This window comes from Enterococcus malodoratus (assembly GCF_027659535.1).
Taxonomy (GTDB): Bacteria; Bacillota; Bacilli; order Lactobacillales; family Enterococcaceae; genus Enterococcus_A; species Enterococcus_A malodoratus.
This window is the reverse complement of record NZ_JAQDPG010000001.1, coordinates 21,577-36,517: the sequence shown is the minus strand read 5'-3', so window position 1 is coordinate 36,517 and position 14,941 is coordinate 21,577. Positions and strand designations below refer to the sequence as shown.

Sequence of the window (14,941 nt, the reverse complement as noted above, 5' to 3'; positions counted from 1 at the left end):
TTACAGGTGGTGGTGCAGCCGACTATTCAATATTACTCATCCCTTTTGACTACGTTGCTCCAAGTGATATCCGCTTATTTTAAGCGAATCTTTGATTTTCCAAATCCATATAAAACAAAGTTTCTGTCATGCGCTTCGAATTTAACTTGCGGACTTCACGCGGAATAAATTGATGAATCTCATCTTCATTAAATCCGATTTGTAACTTAGTTTCATTCATTACGATCGGACGTTTTAACAAACTAGGGTTCTCTTGAATCACTTCTACCAACTCATTGAAAGACAAATCATTGAAATCAAAAGAAAATTTGTTATAAACTTTTGAACGTGTCGCGATGATTTCTTCCGTACCTGTTTCAGTCAAAGCAAGAATTTCTTTCAGTTCTCTTTTCGTTAACGGATCAGTAATAATATTTCTTTCTTCAAATGTCAGCCCTTGTTCTTCCAACCATGCTTTCGCTTTCCTGCACGAATTACAACTAGCCGAACCATATAATTTAATCATTTTAATAATCACCCTTCTACAAATTCATTTTTTTAAATACGTTCTGTTATCTACACATATTACGATACAGCACTTATCATCCCTTGTTAATCTAATTTTTAAAAAGTATTAAAAAATAGCATTTAAAATGTAGTGAAATACTTCATTTTTATAACGATGGAAGTTTTAAACAGAGCCTTAAAAACCTCCAAAACCCTTTGTTTAAGCCGAAAAACTATTCATATTGAGGGAACTTATAACAAGCAAATATATACAATCCATTATTGACTCAATTATTTCTCCGAGAAGTAAAAATATGATTATCTGATATTTTTTATCTTTTTCAGTAATAATTATGAACTGCTTTAGGCAGGATATTATTGAACACTTTCCGCTTCTCAACTTCAAAAAATCACCCTGATCAACCACTATCCCCTTCGCACAGGTTGCCATTGATTTTCTGATTAGAAATAGTACACTTAAATCAAGCACAAAAACACATGGCGGTTGGTAGTCCGCCGCATGAAAATGTCAGTAACCTGCCCTCCCGGGTTGTCCATTGCTTGAAATAAAATTCAAGGGAGGTGTCATCATGAAGTTGACGATTTACTTCGATGGCAGTTTTTGGTGTGGCTTGGTGGAAGCTGAATCCGACGGCCATTACCAAGTGATCCGTTATGTTTTTGGGGCTGAACCAAAAGATGCGGATGTTTTAGAATTCATTGCCAATTGTTTGCCGCGTTTATTGGAACAATCCGGTACTGTCGCTGCGGAGCGAAAATCTGAAAAGAAAATGAATCCGAAGCGTATCCAGCGATTGATCAATCGTGAAAAACGGCAGCCGGTCGTTTCCACGAAAGCCCAGCTTGCGATCAGTGAATTACGTGAACAGGCAAAAACGGCGAACAAAGCGCAAAAGCGTCAAAAAAAAGCCGACTATGCCGAAGCTCGTTTTCAGCAGAAGCAAGCCAAGAAACGTGAAAAGCATAAAGGACATTAAAACTGTTTCGTGAATGAATTTCGTTCATGAAACCAAACAAAAAAATACAGCCGCGGCTGTATTTTTTTGTCGACAATGAGTATTGCCATTATGCACTAGCTTCGTGTTTTAATAAATACTCATGCTCTTCTTTAATGAGTTTTTTTATCTCCTCTAAATCCTCAGCGGCGATACTTGGTATCTCAAGTGAATAGGCGCCGCAATGCGTTTTCTTTTCCCCGTCAGAAAATGCGTATGTATAAATGTGTGTATCCGGCTCACCGGCACAATAGTCACAGTCTCCACTCATGCATTTGGAACCTCTGCTAGGGAATTTGATGATAGAGGATCTGACAACCTCCGCAAATCTTTGGGAATACCCTTTGCAGGCAGAAAACCTTAAAGCGAAAAAGGGGGCTGGTTCTTTCTTGCCTCTGACTCCCATTTTTACTATCTGCTTATTATGCAAGGCATGTTTGAATGAGAGTTGCGACCGCTCTTTTTTCGGATGATAACCAAGCTCGGATAAATAAAGAATGATCTCACGGAACAAGGACTGATCATCATCTCCTAGCGTTACCAAAAATGACGCCACCAGCTCTTTTTGCTTTTTCGTTTTCATGAATTCCACCCTCCACTATTATAGTTTTGCTTTCAATTTATAAACTCAGTATACATGATTAGCGGGATCGGTATTATCACTTATTTTATATCCTCTAAATCAACGGAATAGTTCACTGTAATCTTATCACTCACAAAATAATTATCGATTCCTTGAGGCAGCTTCCAATTGACGCTGACACATCCGGGTCTGCGATACGCTTGATCGCTTTCGTAATTTTCGTAAAGGACAAACCAGGGAACCAAGGACGTGCCTTTTCCGTTTTCATCCATATAGCGATCCTCAGTATCAAAACGAATGACATCTCCTGAATCATCAAAAGTAAAACGACCCTTGGCACTCACAGCATTCCAAGTAATCGTTCCCTCAATCGTACGATCATCCAACGTGCGCCATGCGACATAGTCTTGTAAAAACAAACTCGGCATAAAAACGGCATCGGCCAAAGCTGTGATCAATTGCCCCTGATCCAGCTCAGGTCCAGTTGAGTGAAACAATTGGAAGTGTTTGGCAATTACACCGATCATCGCCCCGCGGCCATCCTGAACACTGTCTCTGACCTGAACAGGTAAACCAAACATCCGGGCCTTCAAAAAAGCGTAGCGATCCGGTCGATTAACAAAATTTACTTGGCAAAAATTAATCGCTATCGGAGCTTTATCCGCCGCCATCCTAAACTTCGTATTTGCAAAACGGACGTACATATTGCGCATCATCGGTTGATTGACATAACCGTTTTTCCTTAAATATTTTTTCAATAATTGCGGTATTTCTGTGATTGCTTCTTCCGTAATCGTTTGCGTTTTCTCAGCAGTCTGCTCGTGTTGAAAGGAATTTTCGACATCCGCGAGATAGTTTTTCCAAGCAGGACCGCCTGGCAGAAAAAGATAAATGATTAGCAATGCTAAAACAATAATCAGACACCATAAAAAAAGCATTTTTCATCCTTCCCTTCACGAATCGGTTTGTGGTTCAACCTTACTATACATGAAATCGTGAAGATAACCATCCGCCCAAGGGCTTAGTTCACCATCCCTCTGCGAACTAAAACCATTTTTATCGATAAGAACAACAGCCAAATTCGCATTCTAATAAATCCATTAATAGTCAACGTTGTTTTATTTTTAATACAACGTTGACTTAAAAGATACTATGTTGTATTATTTCTTTGGAAACGTTTCAATCTAACAAAGAAAGAGTGAATGCTATGAATAAAAAATCAGTAATTATTAGTACCGACCCAGGAATCGATGATGCCGTCGCCATTGCTTTGGCACTTTTTAGTGAACAGCTTGACGTCAAGCTGATCTGCCCGATCTTCGGCAACGTTAGTTTAGAAAATACAAAAGCAAATACGGAAAAATTGTTAACGCTTTATGGAAAAGCTCCTCGTGTTGTTCTAGGAAGCCGTCGCCCACTTCTAAGAAAATCGATCAACGCCAGCGAAGTTCATGGAAAGACTGGGATGGACGGCTATTCATTCCCAGAACCAACGATTTCCACCGAGCAATCGTTAACCGCTGTAGCCGCTATGCATGAAGTGGTCAATCAAACTGAAGGCAAAACAACTCTAATCGGGATTGGTCCATTGACGGATATCGCCTTGTTTATTCATTTATACCCGCAAGATTTGGAAAAAATTGAACAGATCGTTGTTATGGGCGGTAGTTTAGGCAGAGGCAATTATGGCGTTTTATCAGAATTCAACTTCGCCGCCGATCCTGAAGCTGCCAAGATGGTTTTTGATAGCGGTCTCGCTATTCAGGTCGCTCCTATGGAAGTCGGCCGACAAGTGAAAGTCATGCCTGAAGTCTCTGAAAAAATTAAAGAGCTTGGTAAAATCGGCGATATGTTCTACCAGCTATTCTCAAAATATCGCGGCGGCAGTTTCGCGACAGGCTTAAGTATGTATGATGCCCTAGCAATCGGTTTAGTTCTAAACCCAGAAATGTTCGAAATCGTAAATACCAGAGTTGAGATAGAAACAACCGGAGATTTGACCGCCGGCGCGTCACTAATCGATCTTAAAGGATACTTGAAGCTGCCGGCGAACGCTGAGGTAGCTATCAGCGTAGATCCCGAGCAGTTTGAAAAATGGTTTGTAGAGTCAATTGCAAAAACTTTGTAAAGAAAGTGTGGATGAAAAAAGATGAACGTTGTATTGACCTGTGTTGTTGGTATATTGGCAGTTGGAATTTTGGTTTATATGCTGTTAAAGAAAAATGATATAAAGATGACTTTGCTGATTTTGGGTGTTGTCTTGATGTATATCGCCCTATTAATGGGAAGAAAACTTGAAATAAGCGAAACAACTGGCGCGCTTTTACTTGATCCCTTCCAAGTAATCGTTGATCAATTTACGAATACTTTGGTTGGCCCCGGTTTTGTCATTCTGATCTTAGGCGGTTACAGTGCCTACATGAATCACATCGGTGCGAACAAAGTAACAGTACAAGCTTTGACGAAACCAATCGCCAAAATAAAATCGATTTACATTTTAATTCCGATCGTTTTCTTGATTGGGAATTTATTATCCTTAGTAATTCCAAGTGCTTCTAATTTAGCAATTATTTTGTTAGCAACACTTTATCCTGTTCTACGTACAGCGGGAATGTCGCGCCTAAGTGCGGCGGCGATTATCGGAACATCCGCTACGATCGTCCCTACACCTTTAGGATCTGATAATGTCGCCATTGCTTCATTATTAAATATCAACGTGACCGACTATGTTTTTAAAAGTCACGCGATCGTTTCGATCCCTACCTTGCTAGCTATCGCGCTCGTTCATTATTTCTGGCAGAAGCGTGAAGATACGAAACAAAAAGAAACCTTGAGTTATGCAGAAGAAATCGCAGCAAACGATCCTGCTGAAACAAAAGTGGATACGCAAACTTCTTATTCTGGTATTCAAGCCTTTGTCTACGGCATCTTGCCTTTGCTGCCGATCATTCTATTACTGATCGTCTTTGTCTTAAATATCGTTCTGGGCACTACGCTAAATATCAGTGTTCAAGTAGTCAGCCTAATCAGCTTTATCATCGCTGTACTCGTTGAATTCATGACTCGCCGTTCAGTAAATTCTGTTCTCAAAGAAACTAGCTACTTCTTTGATGGCATGGGCGGTGTGATGAGTATTGTTGCTCTTTTAGTCTCTGCTCAGGTATTTGTACAAGGTCTTACATCGATTGGAATTATCGAATTGGTTCAAAAGACAATGGAAAACATCAGCGGCGCGGGAATTCTTCTACCAGTTATTATGGTCGCCTTTACAGCCGTGATCGTCTTGCTTAGCGGAAGTGGAACAGCTTTATTATTTGCGATGATTCCATTAATGATTCCGCTTTCCAAAGCCGCGGGGATTGATCCGATCGCTTTATCGATTCCAATGCAGCTTTCTGGTAATTTATTGCGGGCCGTCTCTCCTGTCGCAGCAGTTATCTTAATTGTGGCTGGAACGACCAAGCTGTCTCCTATGCAAATTGTTCGCAGAACTTCGGTTCCAATGATTTTCGGTGTCGTGCTATCCTTAGTCTTATCGCTGATTCTATTTCAATAGAAGAAATGTTTCATATTAAAAGGATCGCGACTAGCAATGAGGCAGCAACTATTCTGGCTCTTATCAATGACGGAAAACAGCAAATGAATGCGCAGGGAATCAACCAATGGGATGACTCATATCCTAATAAGAACGTCATTTTGCAAGACATTGAGAAAAAACAATTATGGGTTTATGGAAGTCATTGCGAAGCCTGTGTAACTGTTCAAAAGACTGACCACACGGCATTTATTCAACGCTTAGTTGTCAGTTCGCATTATCAGCGAAGTGGCATCGCCCGCTTCATTTTAACAGATATTATTCAGCAGGCCGAAAGCGAAAAACAAGTAGATCAATTAAAAATAAGTACAAATAATTCTAATAGCCCCATGCAGCATCTGCTGACTAGCTTGAATTTTATTCCAAGTAGAAAATATCGCATGCCCGGCCGTGAACAATTCGGGAACTTTCTGGAATTTACTTATCCGATAAGAATATGTAAATAAGGATTGTGTTACAATGCAACTATATTTATTTACGAGGAATGGTGAAAAAGATGCATCGTACGCCAAAATATGTGCAAGTTTATAATCAAATTTTACTGATGATCAAACGATCCCAGTTTGCGCCAGGTTCCAAATTGCCTTCAGAAGAAAAACTGACTAATGATTTTAACGTCAGCCGGGTGACACTTCGAACCGCTCTATCTTTGTTAAAAGAAGATGGCGTGATCAGCAGTGTTCACGGACAAGGGCATTTTGTTAATCTTTCAGAAACACAAAAAAGCGATCAAGGAATTCGTTCGTTAGGCTGTCCGATTCTAGATAGCTTGACGGTTCCAATCGAACAAATTTCGCAAAAAGATGCCTATTATTTTAAAAATCCCAGCAGCGTTTTTACCGATAAACTGTTTGAAGTGAAGGACATTTCCTACTTCACCTTGAATGTTTGGTATCAAATGGATGATGATTTAAACATCGCGAATATTTTCTCTATTTTACTGCCTGAAACAGTCGAAAAATTCAATTTGGATTTGGAGGACAAGCAGCAGATCATTCAGTTTTTAGAGAAGGATATTTATCATGAAGTTGCTAACTCAAAGCTGACGATCAGTATCTCTTCCAGAAAACCAGATAGTTTTAGACGAAACTTTGCTGAAGGAGAAAAGCTGGTTTTAATGACTGAGGACCTCTATTCAACTAATGGCAAAATCTTGGCGCAAAATAAGTATTATATTGCCGAGGGCTTTTTTAGAACCTCATTGGTTAGATATCAGACAAATCATTAATGTAACAAAAAACGGTAATCGGGTTTCTAACTAGAAATCCGATTACCGTTTTTACTATTTTCATTCATGAAGCTAAAACTACAGTCCCTTTTTCCCAATAAAGGGCACAAACTTCGGTGTTTGCTTCGCGTATGAGCGATAACCGGGCTTTTCTTTGTTCTTCTTTTCTAATAATGGTACGCCCGAAACAAATAGCAGCAATAATGTGATCACGATCGGACCGATGATGCCCCAAAAATTTCGCATTTCATTCAAGCTGATCAAAAAGATCCCCCACCAGCTCAATGCTTCACCGAAATAATTCGGATGTCTGGTCAACGACCATAACCCAGTTGTTAACAGCTCGCCTTTTTCAGCCTGTCGTTTAAAGACTGTCAGCTGATAATCGCCAATCGTTTCAAAACCAAAGCCGACCAGCCACACGATCACGCCTAGCCAGTTCCACCAGTGGAACGCTTTTTCCGACCCGGTGGTAACAAAGAAAATCGGCAACGCAACGATACTCAGAAGCACACCTTGTAAAACAAAGACATTCAGATAGGCCTTCAATTTCGCAAAATGGTTGCCCCAGCGTTTTCGCATATTGACGTAACGATAGTCCTCGGGCTTGCCGATATTTCGTTTCGCTAAATGGAAAAATAATCTAAGTCCCCAAATAGTCACGAGAAGCAAAACGAAGGTTGCCGCCATCGTTTTCTCCGGCATCAAGAGATAGCCGGTGACTGCAACGATCACAAAACCGAGCCCCCAAGCCATATCTACGATGGAATTATTATGAAGCTTTTGCGCGAGAAAGAATAGCGCTGTGAAATACACAAATAGTAGTAATAAAATTGTCCAAACGATCATTGCTACTCCTCTCCTTCCAATTCGTAAGCCACTGCAACACTGCCAGCGCCCGCACTCATCGCGATCACGGTCGAACTATCCGTGATATAGCTTGGTGACAGCGCTAATTGTTCGCGCAGTTTTCTGCCCCACAATTTGGCTTTTTCCTCATTATTGGCATGAATGATTACGTACCGTTTGATTGTATGCTGTTCGTTCACCTTCGATAGCTCGCGGAAGATTTTCTTTTCATTTCCGCTGCGGCTGAATGCGAAATTACTTAATTTTCCTTCACCAAAGTCATCCAGACTGACGATTGGTTTCAAATTAACCCGCTTAGCGACTTTGCCGACAAACTGCGGGATTCGTCCGGATTGAATCATCGGATCTAAATCATCGACACTGACCAAAATTTTCAGTTGCTCGCGTTTTTCGACAACGCGCGATGCGATTTCCGTAAAGGGTACCCCTGCTTGAATCCATTCATTCGCGTTCATGACCAATAAACCTTGCGCCGCTGAATTTTGTCTGGAATCAATAACCTCGATTGGGATCGTACGGTTGCGTTTCGCCGCTTCTTTGACCGTATAATAGGTCCCGCTCAGTTTTCCCGCTACTGTGATCACTAGGATCGCTTCGTAACGTGTCTCCAGAAATGAAAACAGATTTTCGACTGTTTTTAGCGTGGGCTGCGAGCTGGTCGCACGTCCATCCGTTTGCCGGTCTAAATCGAAAAATTGCTTGGTTTGCAAGGTGATTTTATCAATATAGCTGGTATCCCCCATTAAAATATTCATCGGTAATACGTGAATTTGATTTTCCAATAAATAGTCTGCTGGAATATCTGCGATCGAGTCAGTCACTAAAGCAATCGACGCTTTTCGCTGTTTATTCACTTGGTATTGCAGCAGCATATCATCCGCTTTTTGCTGGATCGGTTGTCCGACACCGCTCAAATACTTTAAAACTTCATCCGGTTGATTCGAATGGATATGAATACGGGCTTTTCCTCGATTGACAGCAACAATCAGCGAATCGCCAAATGGTCGTAATTTCTGCTGAAGCTCACTTTTTGACAGGGCTACTTGATCAAGCAAAATCTCCGTGCAATAACGGTAAGTTGGTTCTGTTGTATGGATATGCTCCTGTTCCGATCGTTCGATTTTGACAGACTCCGCAGAATCTTGGACTAAATGAAGCGCCGTTCGTTTGGTTACAAAGGCTTCGGTAAAGCCTTCAATAAATAAATAGAACCCTTTTGCTCCGGCATCAACGACCTGATTCTTTTTTAAAACTTTTAATTGATTGGTCGTATTTTCTAGAGCTAATTTGGCCTTGTCTAACGCATTAGGCAGCAAAAGTTCTAAACTAAATAATTGCTCACTATCATCCAACGCTTCCGCCCACGAACGAATCACTGTGATAATCGTTCCTTCGACGGGTTGTTCGATTGCTTGGTAGGCTTCATTGATGGCCGATTTAACACTTTCGATAAAACTTTGAACGGAGCCTTTTTCCTCCAGCTGCAGTAGATGATTGTAAATGCCATTGAAATATTGGGCAAAGATGATCCCGGAATTTCCTCGTGCACCCAATAAAGAAGCATCTGCTACTTTTTCAAAAACCTCCACGACAGAATGACTTTCTTCTGTTGTCTCTTCCAAAATCGTTTGCATCAGAGAAGCCAGATTACTGCCCGTGTCGCCATCCGATACGGGAAAGACATTGATCTGATTTAATAATTGCTTTTGATTGATTAATTGAATTGCTCCTTGCTGAAAAGCAAAAAGCAATTCTTTCGGATCAATTCGCTGCGTTTGCTGACTCATCTCCATAACGGCCTACCTCCAATTGAAATGCTGCGCGACGAATACCGTGATCCCGGATACTGCCGCAGTTACAAATGTTCCCCAAATTAGATCCACTACCGTCACAAAAACCGGCCATTTCCCAATAGTTGCCAAATTGGTCAGATCGTACGTTCCATAACACAACAGTCCTAAAAATCCGCCAGCCGCAATCGCATAAAACAAACTGCTTTTTTCCAAAGCTGGATTAATTACGAAAAAGAGCAGTCCAATCAAATAAAGTACATAAAAAATTGCTGCAGGTGCAAACTTAGTCTGCCCCATTAAATTTCCTAAATATTGCTGATACATTTTTCTAGCGATAATCAATAACCAAAAAGCATCCAATGCTAAAAATGAGACCGCCGCAACACCAAATATTTTTACCCATGAAATCATTCTTATTCCCCCAAACTAAACGCTCAATTGTATTTTTATCAATTGATAAAATCAGCTTACCATGAAGGAAATATATCCAGAAAAATCCGGATTGGAGAGCTCGCCGCCACTCCCCATATAGTGCTGAAAACCTATATAGACAAAGACTCAATCAATAAAGTCGTTTAAAAGAAAAAAATAGACGATAAAAGAACTCCTTCCAAATTAATGAAAGGAGTTTAGGCTGTATTATTTATTTTTTTGCTTGATCCACTCAGTCGATAAGGTCATCGCCGCGCGTGCCGCGTTGGTTTGATCCAGCGAATTGACCATTACGAAGTCATGAATCATCCCTTGAAAACGAACTTGAGCCACTTCTACGCCCGCTTCGCGTAATCTTCTAGCGTAGGCCTCACCTTCGTCTCTTAAGACATCTGCCTCGCCGTTTAAAATCATAGCTGGCGGCAATCCAGACAACTCCTCAAGTGATGCTCGGAGCGGTGAAGCGGTGATTTCTGCCCGTTCGCCTCTATCCTTCGTGTATTGATCCCAGAACCATTGCATCCCTTCTTTGGTCAAGAAGTAATCTTCCGCAAACTGATTGTAAGAATCGGTCTCAAAGTTTGCATCGGTCACTGGATAGTATAAAACCTGCTGTTTGATGGGAACGCCGCCGCGCTGTTTTGTCATGATCGTCATGACTGTCGCCATGTTTCCACCGACTGAATCACCGGACACAGTCAAACGGTCAATATCCATGTTTTTCTCCGCTGCTAAATTCGGCAGCTGCTGCAAAATCGCAAAATTCTGTTCAATGGCGGTAGGGTATTTCGCTTCCGGCGAACGGCTGTATTCTGGAAAAACAACGATCGAATTGGTTCGAACGGCTAACTCGCGAACCAGCTTGTCATGTGTTTTTGCGCTGCCGAAGACCCAGCCGGCCCCGTGAATATAGAAAATGACGGGTAAAGGTCCAACAGCTCCCTCAGGACGGATAAATCGAACATTGATCTCGCCCCATTGGCCCGTACTGATTGTTTGATCTTCTATCTGAACCGCCAGCTTTGCCACAGGCGATTCCTGTACCTGCTCCAGCAAAGCCCGGCCTTCTTCAGGCGGCAGTTCATATATTCTCGGGTGCGGGGCATTTGCCTCACTAAATTCAATCGCTGCTTGTTCTAATGAAATTCTTTCTGTCATTGTTTCTTCCTCCTCATAGTCCAATATTTTTAGCAAAAAATGTTTCTGAGAAATACGCAACGGAAAACGGTTACTGCGTTTCACGTTGGTCACATTGTATGAAGAGAAGGAACTTTCTGTCAAAAATTCGGCTTTCACTTTACACCTTAATTCGACTTTTCTTGCAAAAAAAGTCCTACCGGCAATCGATAGGACAAACTTTTTATTAACTATTTTGACAAAATGACTGAATTGCCTGCATCATGGGCTCGTAGCACCGTTTACTCTGTTCCTCATTGCCACCAAGAATAAGCTGACTCGTTTGATACGGTCCGCCAATTGAATGGCCGGCTTTTTCATAAATGATCACCTTTGTTCTTAACTGTCCTCTATGTTCAGCTATCTCCATCGCCATTTTATCTGAATGCCAAAGCTGATCTTCTTTCCCGGCAATCAATAAAACGTCTCCCTGAAAATTTTCTACCTTAATGCGAGCTTCCTCTCCGTGATCACTCAATTGTACACAGGCTTGGTAAAGCGTCCGAAAAGCGATCGGCTTTTTTCGTAACGTGCCATAAAAATAGCGCAAGAAAGGTTTGATTGTCGCCAAGTGAACACCTTTTCGAATGGCCGCTAATGAAATATACGGAATTTCCACACCTGCTTGCGTCCACGATGAGACCTCATTATCCATTTCTCCCAAACCGTAAAACACGAAACTGCTTGGGACAATACCAACAACTTTATCAATGGAATCACTATATTTACTCGCCAGCAGCAATGAGAATTCCGCCCCTTTTGACTCTCCTATAACCGTAATGGACGTCGAACAGCTAAATGACTCGCGAATAAAAGACAAAGCTGCTTCGAAAATTTCTAACGGGACTTTTTTCAATTCATCCGGCAGATACGGTTTGCCAAAAAGATAAAGCGCTAAGACCTCATAGCCTTGGTGAGCCAACCACTCGGCTTTTTGATAATTGCAGCCGCCTTCTGAACCGCCAAAAACAAGGATCGCTCCTGCCGAGTTCCTTATTCTATTTTTTAAATAGTATCCTTGCAATAAACCCTTACCCACTTTTTGCACCTGCACCTGTTTATCACTGGTCATCTTGCTTCCCACCTCATTTAAAAACGCTTTTTTATTATCATACCATCTATCCATTTTCAAAAGCGATGGCCCATAAAGGAAAATCTTTAATTTATTTCGGTAACCTGATAAAATGATGGGTGACATGCTAAACCATTTTTTCTATTAGATGAATAGGAGTTATAACTCAATGGATGAAAAAGAACTAAACTTGACTGTGACCCAAAAATATTTTGAATTAAGCAGTCTATTCATGCAATTTTTCCGGGAGAATTCTCGTGGTCCTTTCAAATTTGAAAATCGAAATCGTGGTCAGGGACAAATTTTATCTATTATTCGCGAACACGGAACCATTTCCCAAAAGGATCTAGTCAGCCGCTTAGATATGCGTCCGCAGTCTGCCTCTGAGATGATTCGTAAATTGGAGAAGAAAGAATACATTACTCGAGAGAAATCATTGGAAGACAAGCGGGTGATGAACATTCATTTGACTCCTCGCGGAAAGATCGCGGCCCAGCAGAGCGATGATTTCCAACCCGTGGTACTAGAAGCTTTGACTCATGAAGAAAAGGAGCAGTTTGACCATATTCTAACGAAATTGATCAATGAGCTTGAACCGCAAGTCAGACATCGCCCCAGAGATCGGTGGGGCCGTCCATAAAATTTTTCACACAAAAAAAGCCTTAAGGACACTGAATCCCTAAGGCTTTTGTGCTGCTTCAACTAGCAGCAGCTAAGTAATTATTTATTTTTTCGATTATTGATTTTCTTCGTGATAAAACCAATCACAAAGACTGATAGAATCTTGAACATCAGTGAGCGAACCGCACTGTTTTTTTGCGGCTCATTCTTTTTGTTCGTTTTGCGTTGCGGGTGGAAATGCCCTTTAGGTTGATCCCACTTGCTTTTTATCATAGATTTCATTGAATACACTCCTTAATTGGTTTTCTAAAAATCGATTAGCCTAACTTTTGGGTTGATGATAATTTTGCGGAGCCTTTTTCCTCATCATCATCGGTGAAGGCGGTCATCTCTTCATATTCTTCATAGTATTTTTTTATCGATGAGGTGAACTCGGGACTCCATGGTTTGATATGGCCTGAGTAGTGGATGATCTTAGGATCTCGGCGGGTTTCGAAATATTCTTTTTCACCTTCAGGATCTGGATGCTCCACTTCTCGCTTCATGATATAACTTTGCGCATTCCATTTAGGATGAAGCTGCAGCCATTGATCATGCAAAATCGCATTCAAGGCATCCTGATCGTGGAATTTTAGTTTTTCAGGATTATCATGGATAAAACGCAATACTCGATTGGTAACGTCCTCGTCCAGCCATTTTTTCATATTGATCAGCATAAAGCCAGAGTTGAAATACTTCGTTGACGCACATGCGATATCCATTTTCTCCAAGCGTTGATGGAAACCGGCATCTTCTACCGCCGCCAAAACATACTCGCTCAAATCAATTCGCCACAACTCAGAAATATCCGCCAAGGCGATCATGTCACAGTCTAAGTAAAGAATTCTTTCAAGATCCTGATCTCTGAATAATTCCGGGATCGCAATGCGATAATAGGCCGTTTCTGGGATGCGGTCGCTTTCTACCGCATCGGCAAAATATTTTTTATCGATCGTTAAAAAGTGCAGTGTTGCCGCATATTCATTGATCGTTTCTCTCATCAAGCGTTTGTTCGCAATACTGATTTCATCGTCAATCACATAAAAATCAAAGATTGCTGTTGAATGATCCGTATTTTCTAAAACCGAAACAAAAAGTGCGGATACATGTTCAGCAAATGCGTCGTTGCAACTTGATACTACCGTAATTTTTTCTTTTTTCATTTTACATTCACCGTCTTCATAAAAATACTGTCGTTTAGTAAATCCATATACAATTTTTGATAAGGATGCCCTTCTAACGTATTCCAAGGCTTATCATGTCCTGTAAAATGGACAACTGCCGGGTCTTTCCGCCCCGCTTTATACAGCTCCTCATATTGCTGTGTTGGTGCGGGATGCTTATCAAAGATCAGCGATGATTGCATGTTCCACCTAGGATGGAACGGGTGCCACTGTTCATAAAGTACTGCGTTCAAGGCATCTTGGTCGTGATAAATGATTTTATCGCCATTATTTTTCAAATAATCAATCGTCTTTTCAGTGATTTGCTGCTGATTCCAACGTTCGACATCGATTACCATGACCCCAGAATTGAAGTAATAGTCATCGGACTCGACGCCTAGCCTCTCTAAGGCTTCTGTTTGTCCAGGATCAATGATCGCTCCAATCGTTTTTCCAGCTAAATCCTGTTGATAAAGTTTTTGAATATCGTCGAGGATCAACGTGTCTGAATCAATATATAGAATCTTTCGATAATTCTTTTTAGCCAAGATCTTCGGCATTGAAATTCTGAAATATGCAGTCGTCGTAATATGGTCGCTTACAAGAAAGTCCTCATATACCTCCTCATCGACTTTTACGAATTGAATAACAGCGGAATCAGAATGCTTGTGCGCTGTTTGGATTAATTTCTCCTTACTTTGGACCGAAAGATCATCGTCAATAATAATGAAGCGTATCGGGGTTTTCCTTGAAGTTCTGTCCAGCAATGTTGAGATCATCACACTCAGATAAGGAGCATAATTTTCATCAGCTGCTGTGACCACGGGAATTTCCTCAATTTTCGAGAACATATAACCTTCACTCCTA

The 14,941-nt window shown here is 41.1% G+C and carries 17 protein-coding genes; 6 read left to right on the top strand and 11 right to left on the bottom strand.

Going from position 1 to position 14,941, the window contains the following annotated elements:
• Positions 1–79 precede the first annotated feature (79 nt).
• Positions 80–505 carry a transcriptional regulator Spx gene (gene spx, locus PGP85_RS00185; RefSeq protein ID WP_010741766.1) on the bottom strand — a complete coding sequence of 142 codons (426 nt, stop codon included), beginning with the start codon at positions 503–505 and terminating at the stop codon, positions 80–82.
• A gap of 571 nt (positions 506–1,076) precedes the next feature.
• Between spx and PGP85_RS00180 the strand changes: the two genes are divergently transcribed.
• Positions 1,077–1,484, top strand: coding sequence for a YjdF family protein (locus PGP85_RS00180; RefSeq protein WP_270325497.1), 408 nt, complete (start codon positions 1,077–1,079; stop codon positions 1,482–1,484).
• An 88-nt stretch (positions 1,485–1,572) separates the two neighbouring features.
• Here PGP85_RS00180 and PGP85_RS00175 read toward each other — a convergent pair whose 3' ends face one another.
• Both PGP85_RS00175 and PGP85_RS00170 read right to left on the bottom strand, forming a co-directional pair.
• The gene (locus tag PGP85_RS00175) at positions 1,573–2,085 is read right to left on the bottom strand and encodes a hypothetical protein (RefSeq protein WP_270325496.1); all 513 of its coding nucleotides are present in this window, start codon (positions 2,083–2,085) and stop codon (positions 1,573–1,575) included.
• A gap of 80 nt (positions 2,086–2,165) precedes the next feature.
• Positions 2,166–3,023: a DUF6544 family protein gene (locus tag PGP85_RS00170; RefSeq protein WP_270325495.1), complete on the bottom strand. Its 858-nt coding sequence runs from the start codon at positions 3,021–3,023 to the stop codon at positions 2,166–2,168.
• Positions 3,024–3,292: 269 nt separating this feature from the next.
• On the opposite strand from PGP85_RS00170, the gene PGP85_RS00165 reads away from it, so the two are divergent.
• From PGP85_RS00165 to PGP85_RS00150, 4 genes are read left to right on the top strand one after another with little or no spacing between them, the layout of a single operon-like run.
• Positions 3,293–4,213 carry a nucleoside hydrolase gene (locus tag PGP85_RS00165; protein ID WP_270325494.1) on the top strand — a complete coding sequence of 307 codons (921 nt, stop codon included), beginning with the start codon at positions 3,293–3,295 and terminating at the stop codon, positions 4,211–4,213.
• Positions 4,214–4,234: 21 nt separating this feature from the next.
• On the top strand, positions 4,235–5,641 hold the full coding sequence (dcuC, locus tag PGP85_RS00160) for a C4-dicarboxylate transporter DcuC (protein ID WP_090402561.1): 1,407 nt from the start codon (positions 4,235–4,237) through the stop codon (positions 5,639–5,641).
• A gap of 5 nt (positions 5,642–5,646) precedes the next feature.
• Positions 5,647–6,126: a GNAT family N-acetyltransferase gene (locus tag PGP85_RS00155; RefSeq protein ID WP_270325493.1), complete on the top strand. Its 480-nt coding sequence runs from the start codon at positions 5,647–5,649 to the stop codon at positions 6,124–6,126.
• Between the two features lie 50 nt (positions 6,127–6,176).
• Entirely contained in the window at positions 6,177–6,908 is a 732-nt protein-coding gene (locus tag PGP85_RS00150) for a winged helix-turn-helix domain-containing protein (protein WP_251864961.1), read from the top strand.
• Positions 6,909–6,986: 78 nt separating this feature from the next.
• On the opposite strand, the gene PGP85_RS00145 is transcribed toward PGP85_RS00150, so the two are convergent.
• The 5 genes from PGP85_RS00145 to PGP85_RS00125 form a co-directional block, all read right to left on the bottom strand.
• Positions 6,987–7,757, bottom strand: a complete 771-nt coding sequence (locus tag PGP85_RS00145) for a DUF1295 domain-containing protein (protein WP_010741758.1) — start codon at positions 7,755–7,757, stop codon at positions 6,987–6,989.
• A 2-nt stretch (positions 7,758–7,759) separates the two neighbouring features.
• Positions 7,760–9,571, bottom strand: coding sequence for a DegV family EDD domain-containing protein (locus PGP85_RS00140; protein ID WP_010741757.1), 1,812 nt, complete (start codon positions 9,569–9,571; stop codon positions 7,760–7,762).
• Positions 9,572–9,577: 6 nt separating this feature from the next.
• Positions 9,578–9,982 (bottom strand): DUF2177 family protein, encoded by a 405-nt coding sequence (locus PGP85_RS00135; RefSeq protein ID WP_010741756.1) that lies wholly within the window; start codon positions 9,980–9,982, stop codon positions 9,578–9,580.
• A 228-nt stretch (positions 9,983–10,210) separates the two neighbouring features.
• A complete protein-coding gene (locus tag PGP85_RS00130; RefSeq protein WP_010741755.1) occupies positions 10,211–11,161 on the bottom strand; it encodes an alpha/beta hydrolase in 951 nt (316 codons plus the stop codon).
• A 205-nt stretch (positions 11,162–11,366) separates the two neighbouring features.
• Positions 11,367–12,251: an acyl-CoA thioester hydrolase/BAAT C-terminal domain-containing protein gene (locus tag PGP85_RS00125; RefSeq protein WP_010741754.1), complete on the bottom strand. Its 885-nt coding sequence runs from the start codon at positions 12,249–12,251 to the stop codon at positions 11,367–11,369.
• Positions 12,252–12,420: 169 nt separating this feature from the next.
• Here PGP85_RS00125 and PGP85_RS00120 point away from each other — a divergent pair, with 169 nt between their 5' ends.
• Complete coding sequence (locus PGP85_RS00120; protein WP_010741753.1) at positions 12,421–12,891, top strand: MarR family winged helix-turn-helix transcriptional regulator; 471 nt, start codon at positions 12,421–12,423, stop codon at positions 12,889–12,891.
• Positions 12,892–12,971: 80 nt separating this feature from the next.
• Here PGP85_RS00120 and PGP85_RS00115 read toward each other — a convergent pair whose 3' ends face one another.
• The 3 genes from PGP85_RS00115 to PGP85_RS00105 are packed head-to-tail and all read right to left on the bottom strand — an operon-like array spanning position 12,972 to position 14,925.
• Positions 12,972–13,154, bottom strand: coding sequence for a hypothetical protein (locus tag PGP85_RS00115; protein WP_010741752.1), 183 nt, complete (start codon positions 13,152–13,154; stop codon positions 12,972–12,974).
• 35 nt (positions 13,155–13,189) lie between these two features.
• Positions 13,190–14,074, bottom strand: coding sequence for a glycosyltransferase family 8 protein (locus tag PGP85_RS00110; protein WP_010741751.1), 885 nt, complete (start codon positions 14,072–14,074; stop codon positions 13,190–13,192).
• A complete protein-coding gene (locus tag PGP85_RS00105; RefSeq protein WP_270325492.1) occupies positions 14,071–14,925 on the bottom strand; it encodes a glycosyltransferase family 8 protein in 855 nt (284 codons plus the stop codon). The genes PGP85_RS00110 and PGP85_RS00105 overlap by 4 nt, the downstream gene beginning before the upstream one ends.
• Positions 14,926–14,941 lie beyond the last annotated feature (16 nt).

Bases quoted from the DNA above. Each gene is read 5' to 3' on its own strand.
- spx (WP_010741766.1), bottom strand. From the start codon at position 505: ATGATTAAATTATATGGTTCGGCTAGTTGTAATTCGTGCAGGAAAGCG.
- PGP85_RS00180 (WP_270325497.1), top strand. From the start codon at position 1,077: ATGAAGTTGACGATTTACTTCGATGGCAGTTTTTGGTGTGGCTTGGTG.
- PGP85_RS00175 (WP_270325496.1), bottom strand. From the start codon at position 2,085: ATGAAAACGAAAAAGCAAAAAGAGCTGGTGGCGTCATTTTTGGTAACG.
- PGP85_RS00170 (WP_270325495.1), bottom strand. From the start codon at position 3,023: ATGCTTTTTTTATGGTGTCTGATTATTGTTTTAGCATTGCTAATCATT.
- PGP85_RS00165 (WP_270325494.1), top strand. From the start codon at position 3,293: ATGAATAAAAAATCAGTAATTATTAGTACCGACCCAGGAATCGATGAT.
- dcuC (WP_090402561.1), top strand. From the start codon at position 4,235: ATGAACGTTGTATTGACCTGTGTTGTTGGTATATTGGCAGTTGGAATT.
- PGP85_RS00155 (WP_270325493.1), top strand. From the start codon at position 5,647: ATGTTTCATATTAAAAGGATCGCGACTAGCAATGAGGCAGCAACTATT.
- PGP85_RS00150 (WP_251864961.1), top strand. From the start codon at position 6,177: ATGCATCGTACGCCAAAATATGTGCAAGTTTATAATCAAATTTTACTG.
- PGP85_RS00145 (WP_010741758.1), bottom strand. From the start codon at position 7,757: ATGATCGTTTGGACAATTTTATTACTACTATTTGTGTATTTCACAGCG.
- PGP85_RS00140 (WP_010741757.1), bottom strand. From the start codon at position 9,571: ATGGAGATGAGTCAGCAAACGCAGCGAATTGATCCGAAAGAATTGCTT.
- PGP85_RS00135 (WP_010741756.1), bottom strand. From the start codon at position 9,982: ATGATTTCATGGGTAAAAATATTTGGTGTTGCGGCGGTCTCATTTTTA.
- PGP85_RS00130 (WP_010741755.1), bottom strand. From the start codon at position 11,161: ATGACAGAAAGAATTTCATTAGAACAAGCAGCGATTGAATTTAGTGAG.
- PGP85_RS00125 (WP_010741754.1), bottom strand. From the start codon at position 12,251: ATGACCAGTGATAAACAGGTGCAGGTGCAAAAAGTGGGTAAGGGTTTA.
- PGP85_RS00120 (WP_010741753.1), top strand. From the start codon at position 12,421: ATGGATGAAAAAGAACTAAACTTGACTGTGACCCAAAAATATTTTGAA.
- PGP85_RS00115 (WP_010741752.1), bottom strand. From the start codon at position 13,154: ATGAAATCTATGATAAAAAGCAAGTGGGATCAACCTAAAGGGCATTTC.
- PGP85_RS00110 (WP_010741751.1), bottom strand. From the start codon at position 14,074: ATGAAAAAAGAAAAAATTACGGTAGTATCAAGTTGCAACGACGCATTT.
- PGP85_RS00105 (WP_270325492.1), bottom strand. From the start codon at position 14,925: ATGTTCTCGAAAATTGAGGAAATTCCCGTGGTCACAGCAGCTGATGAA.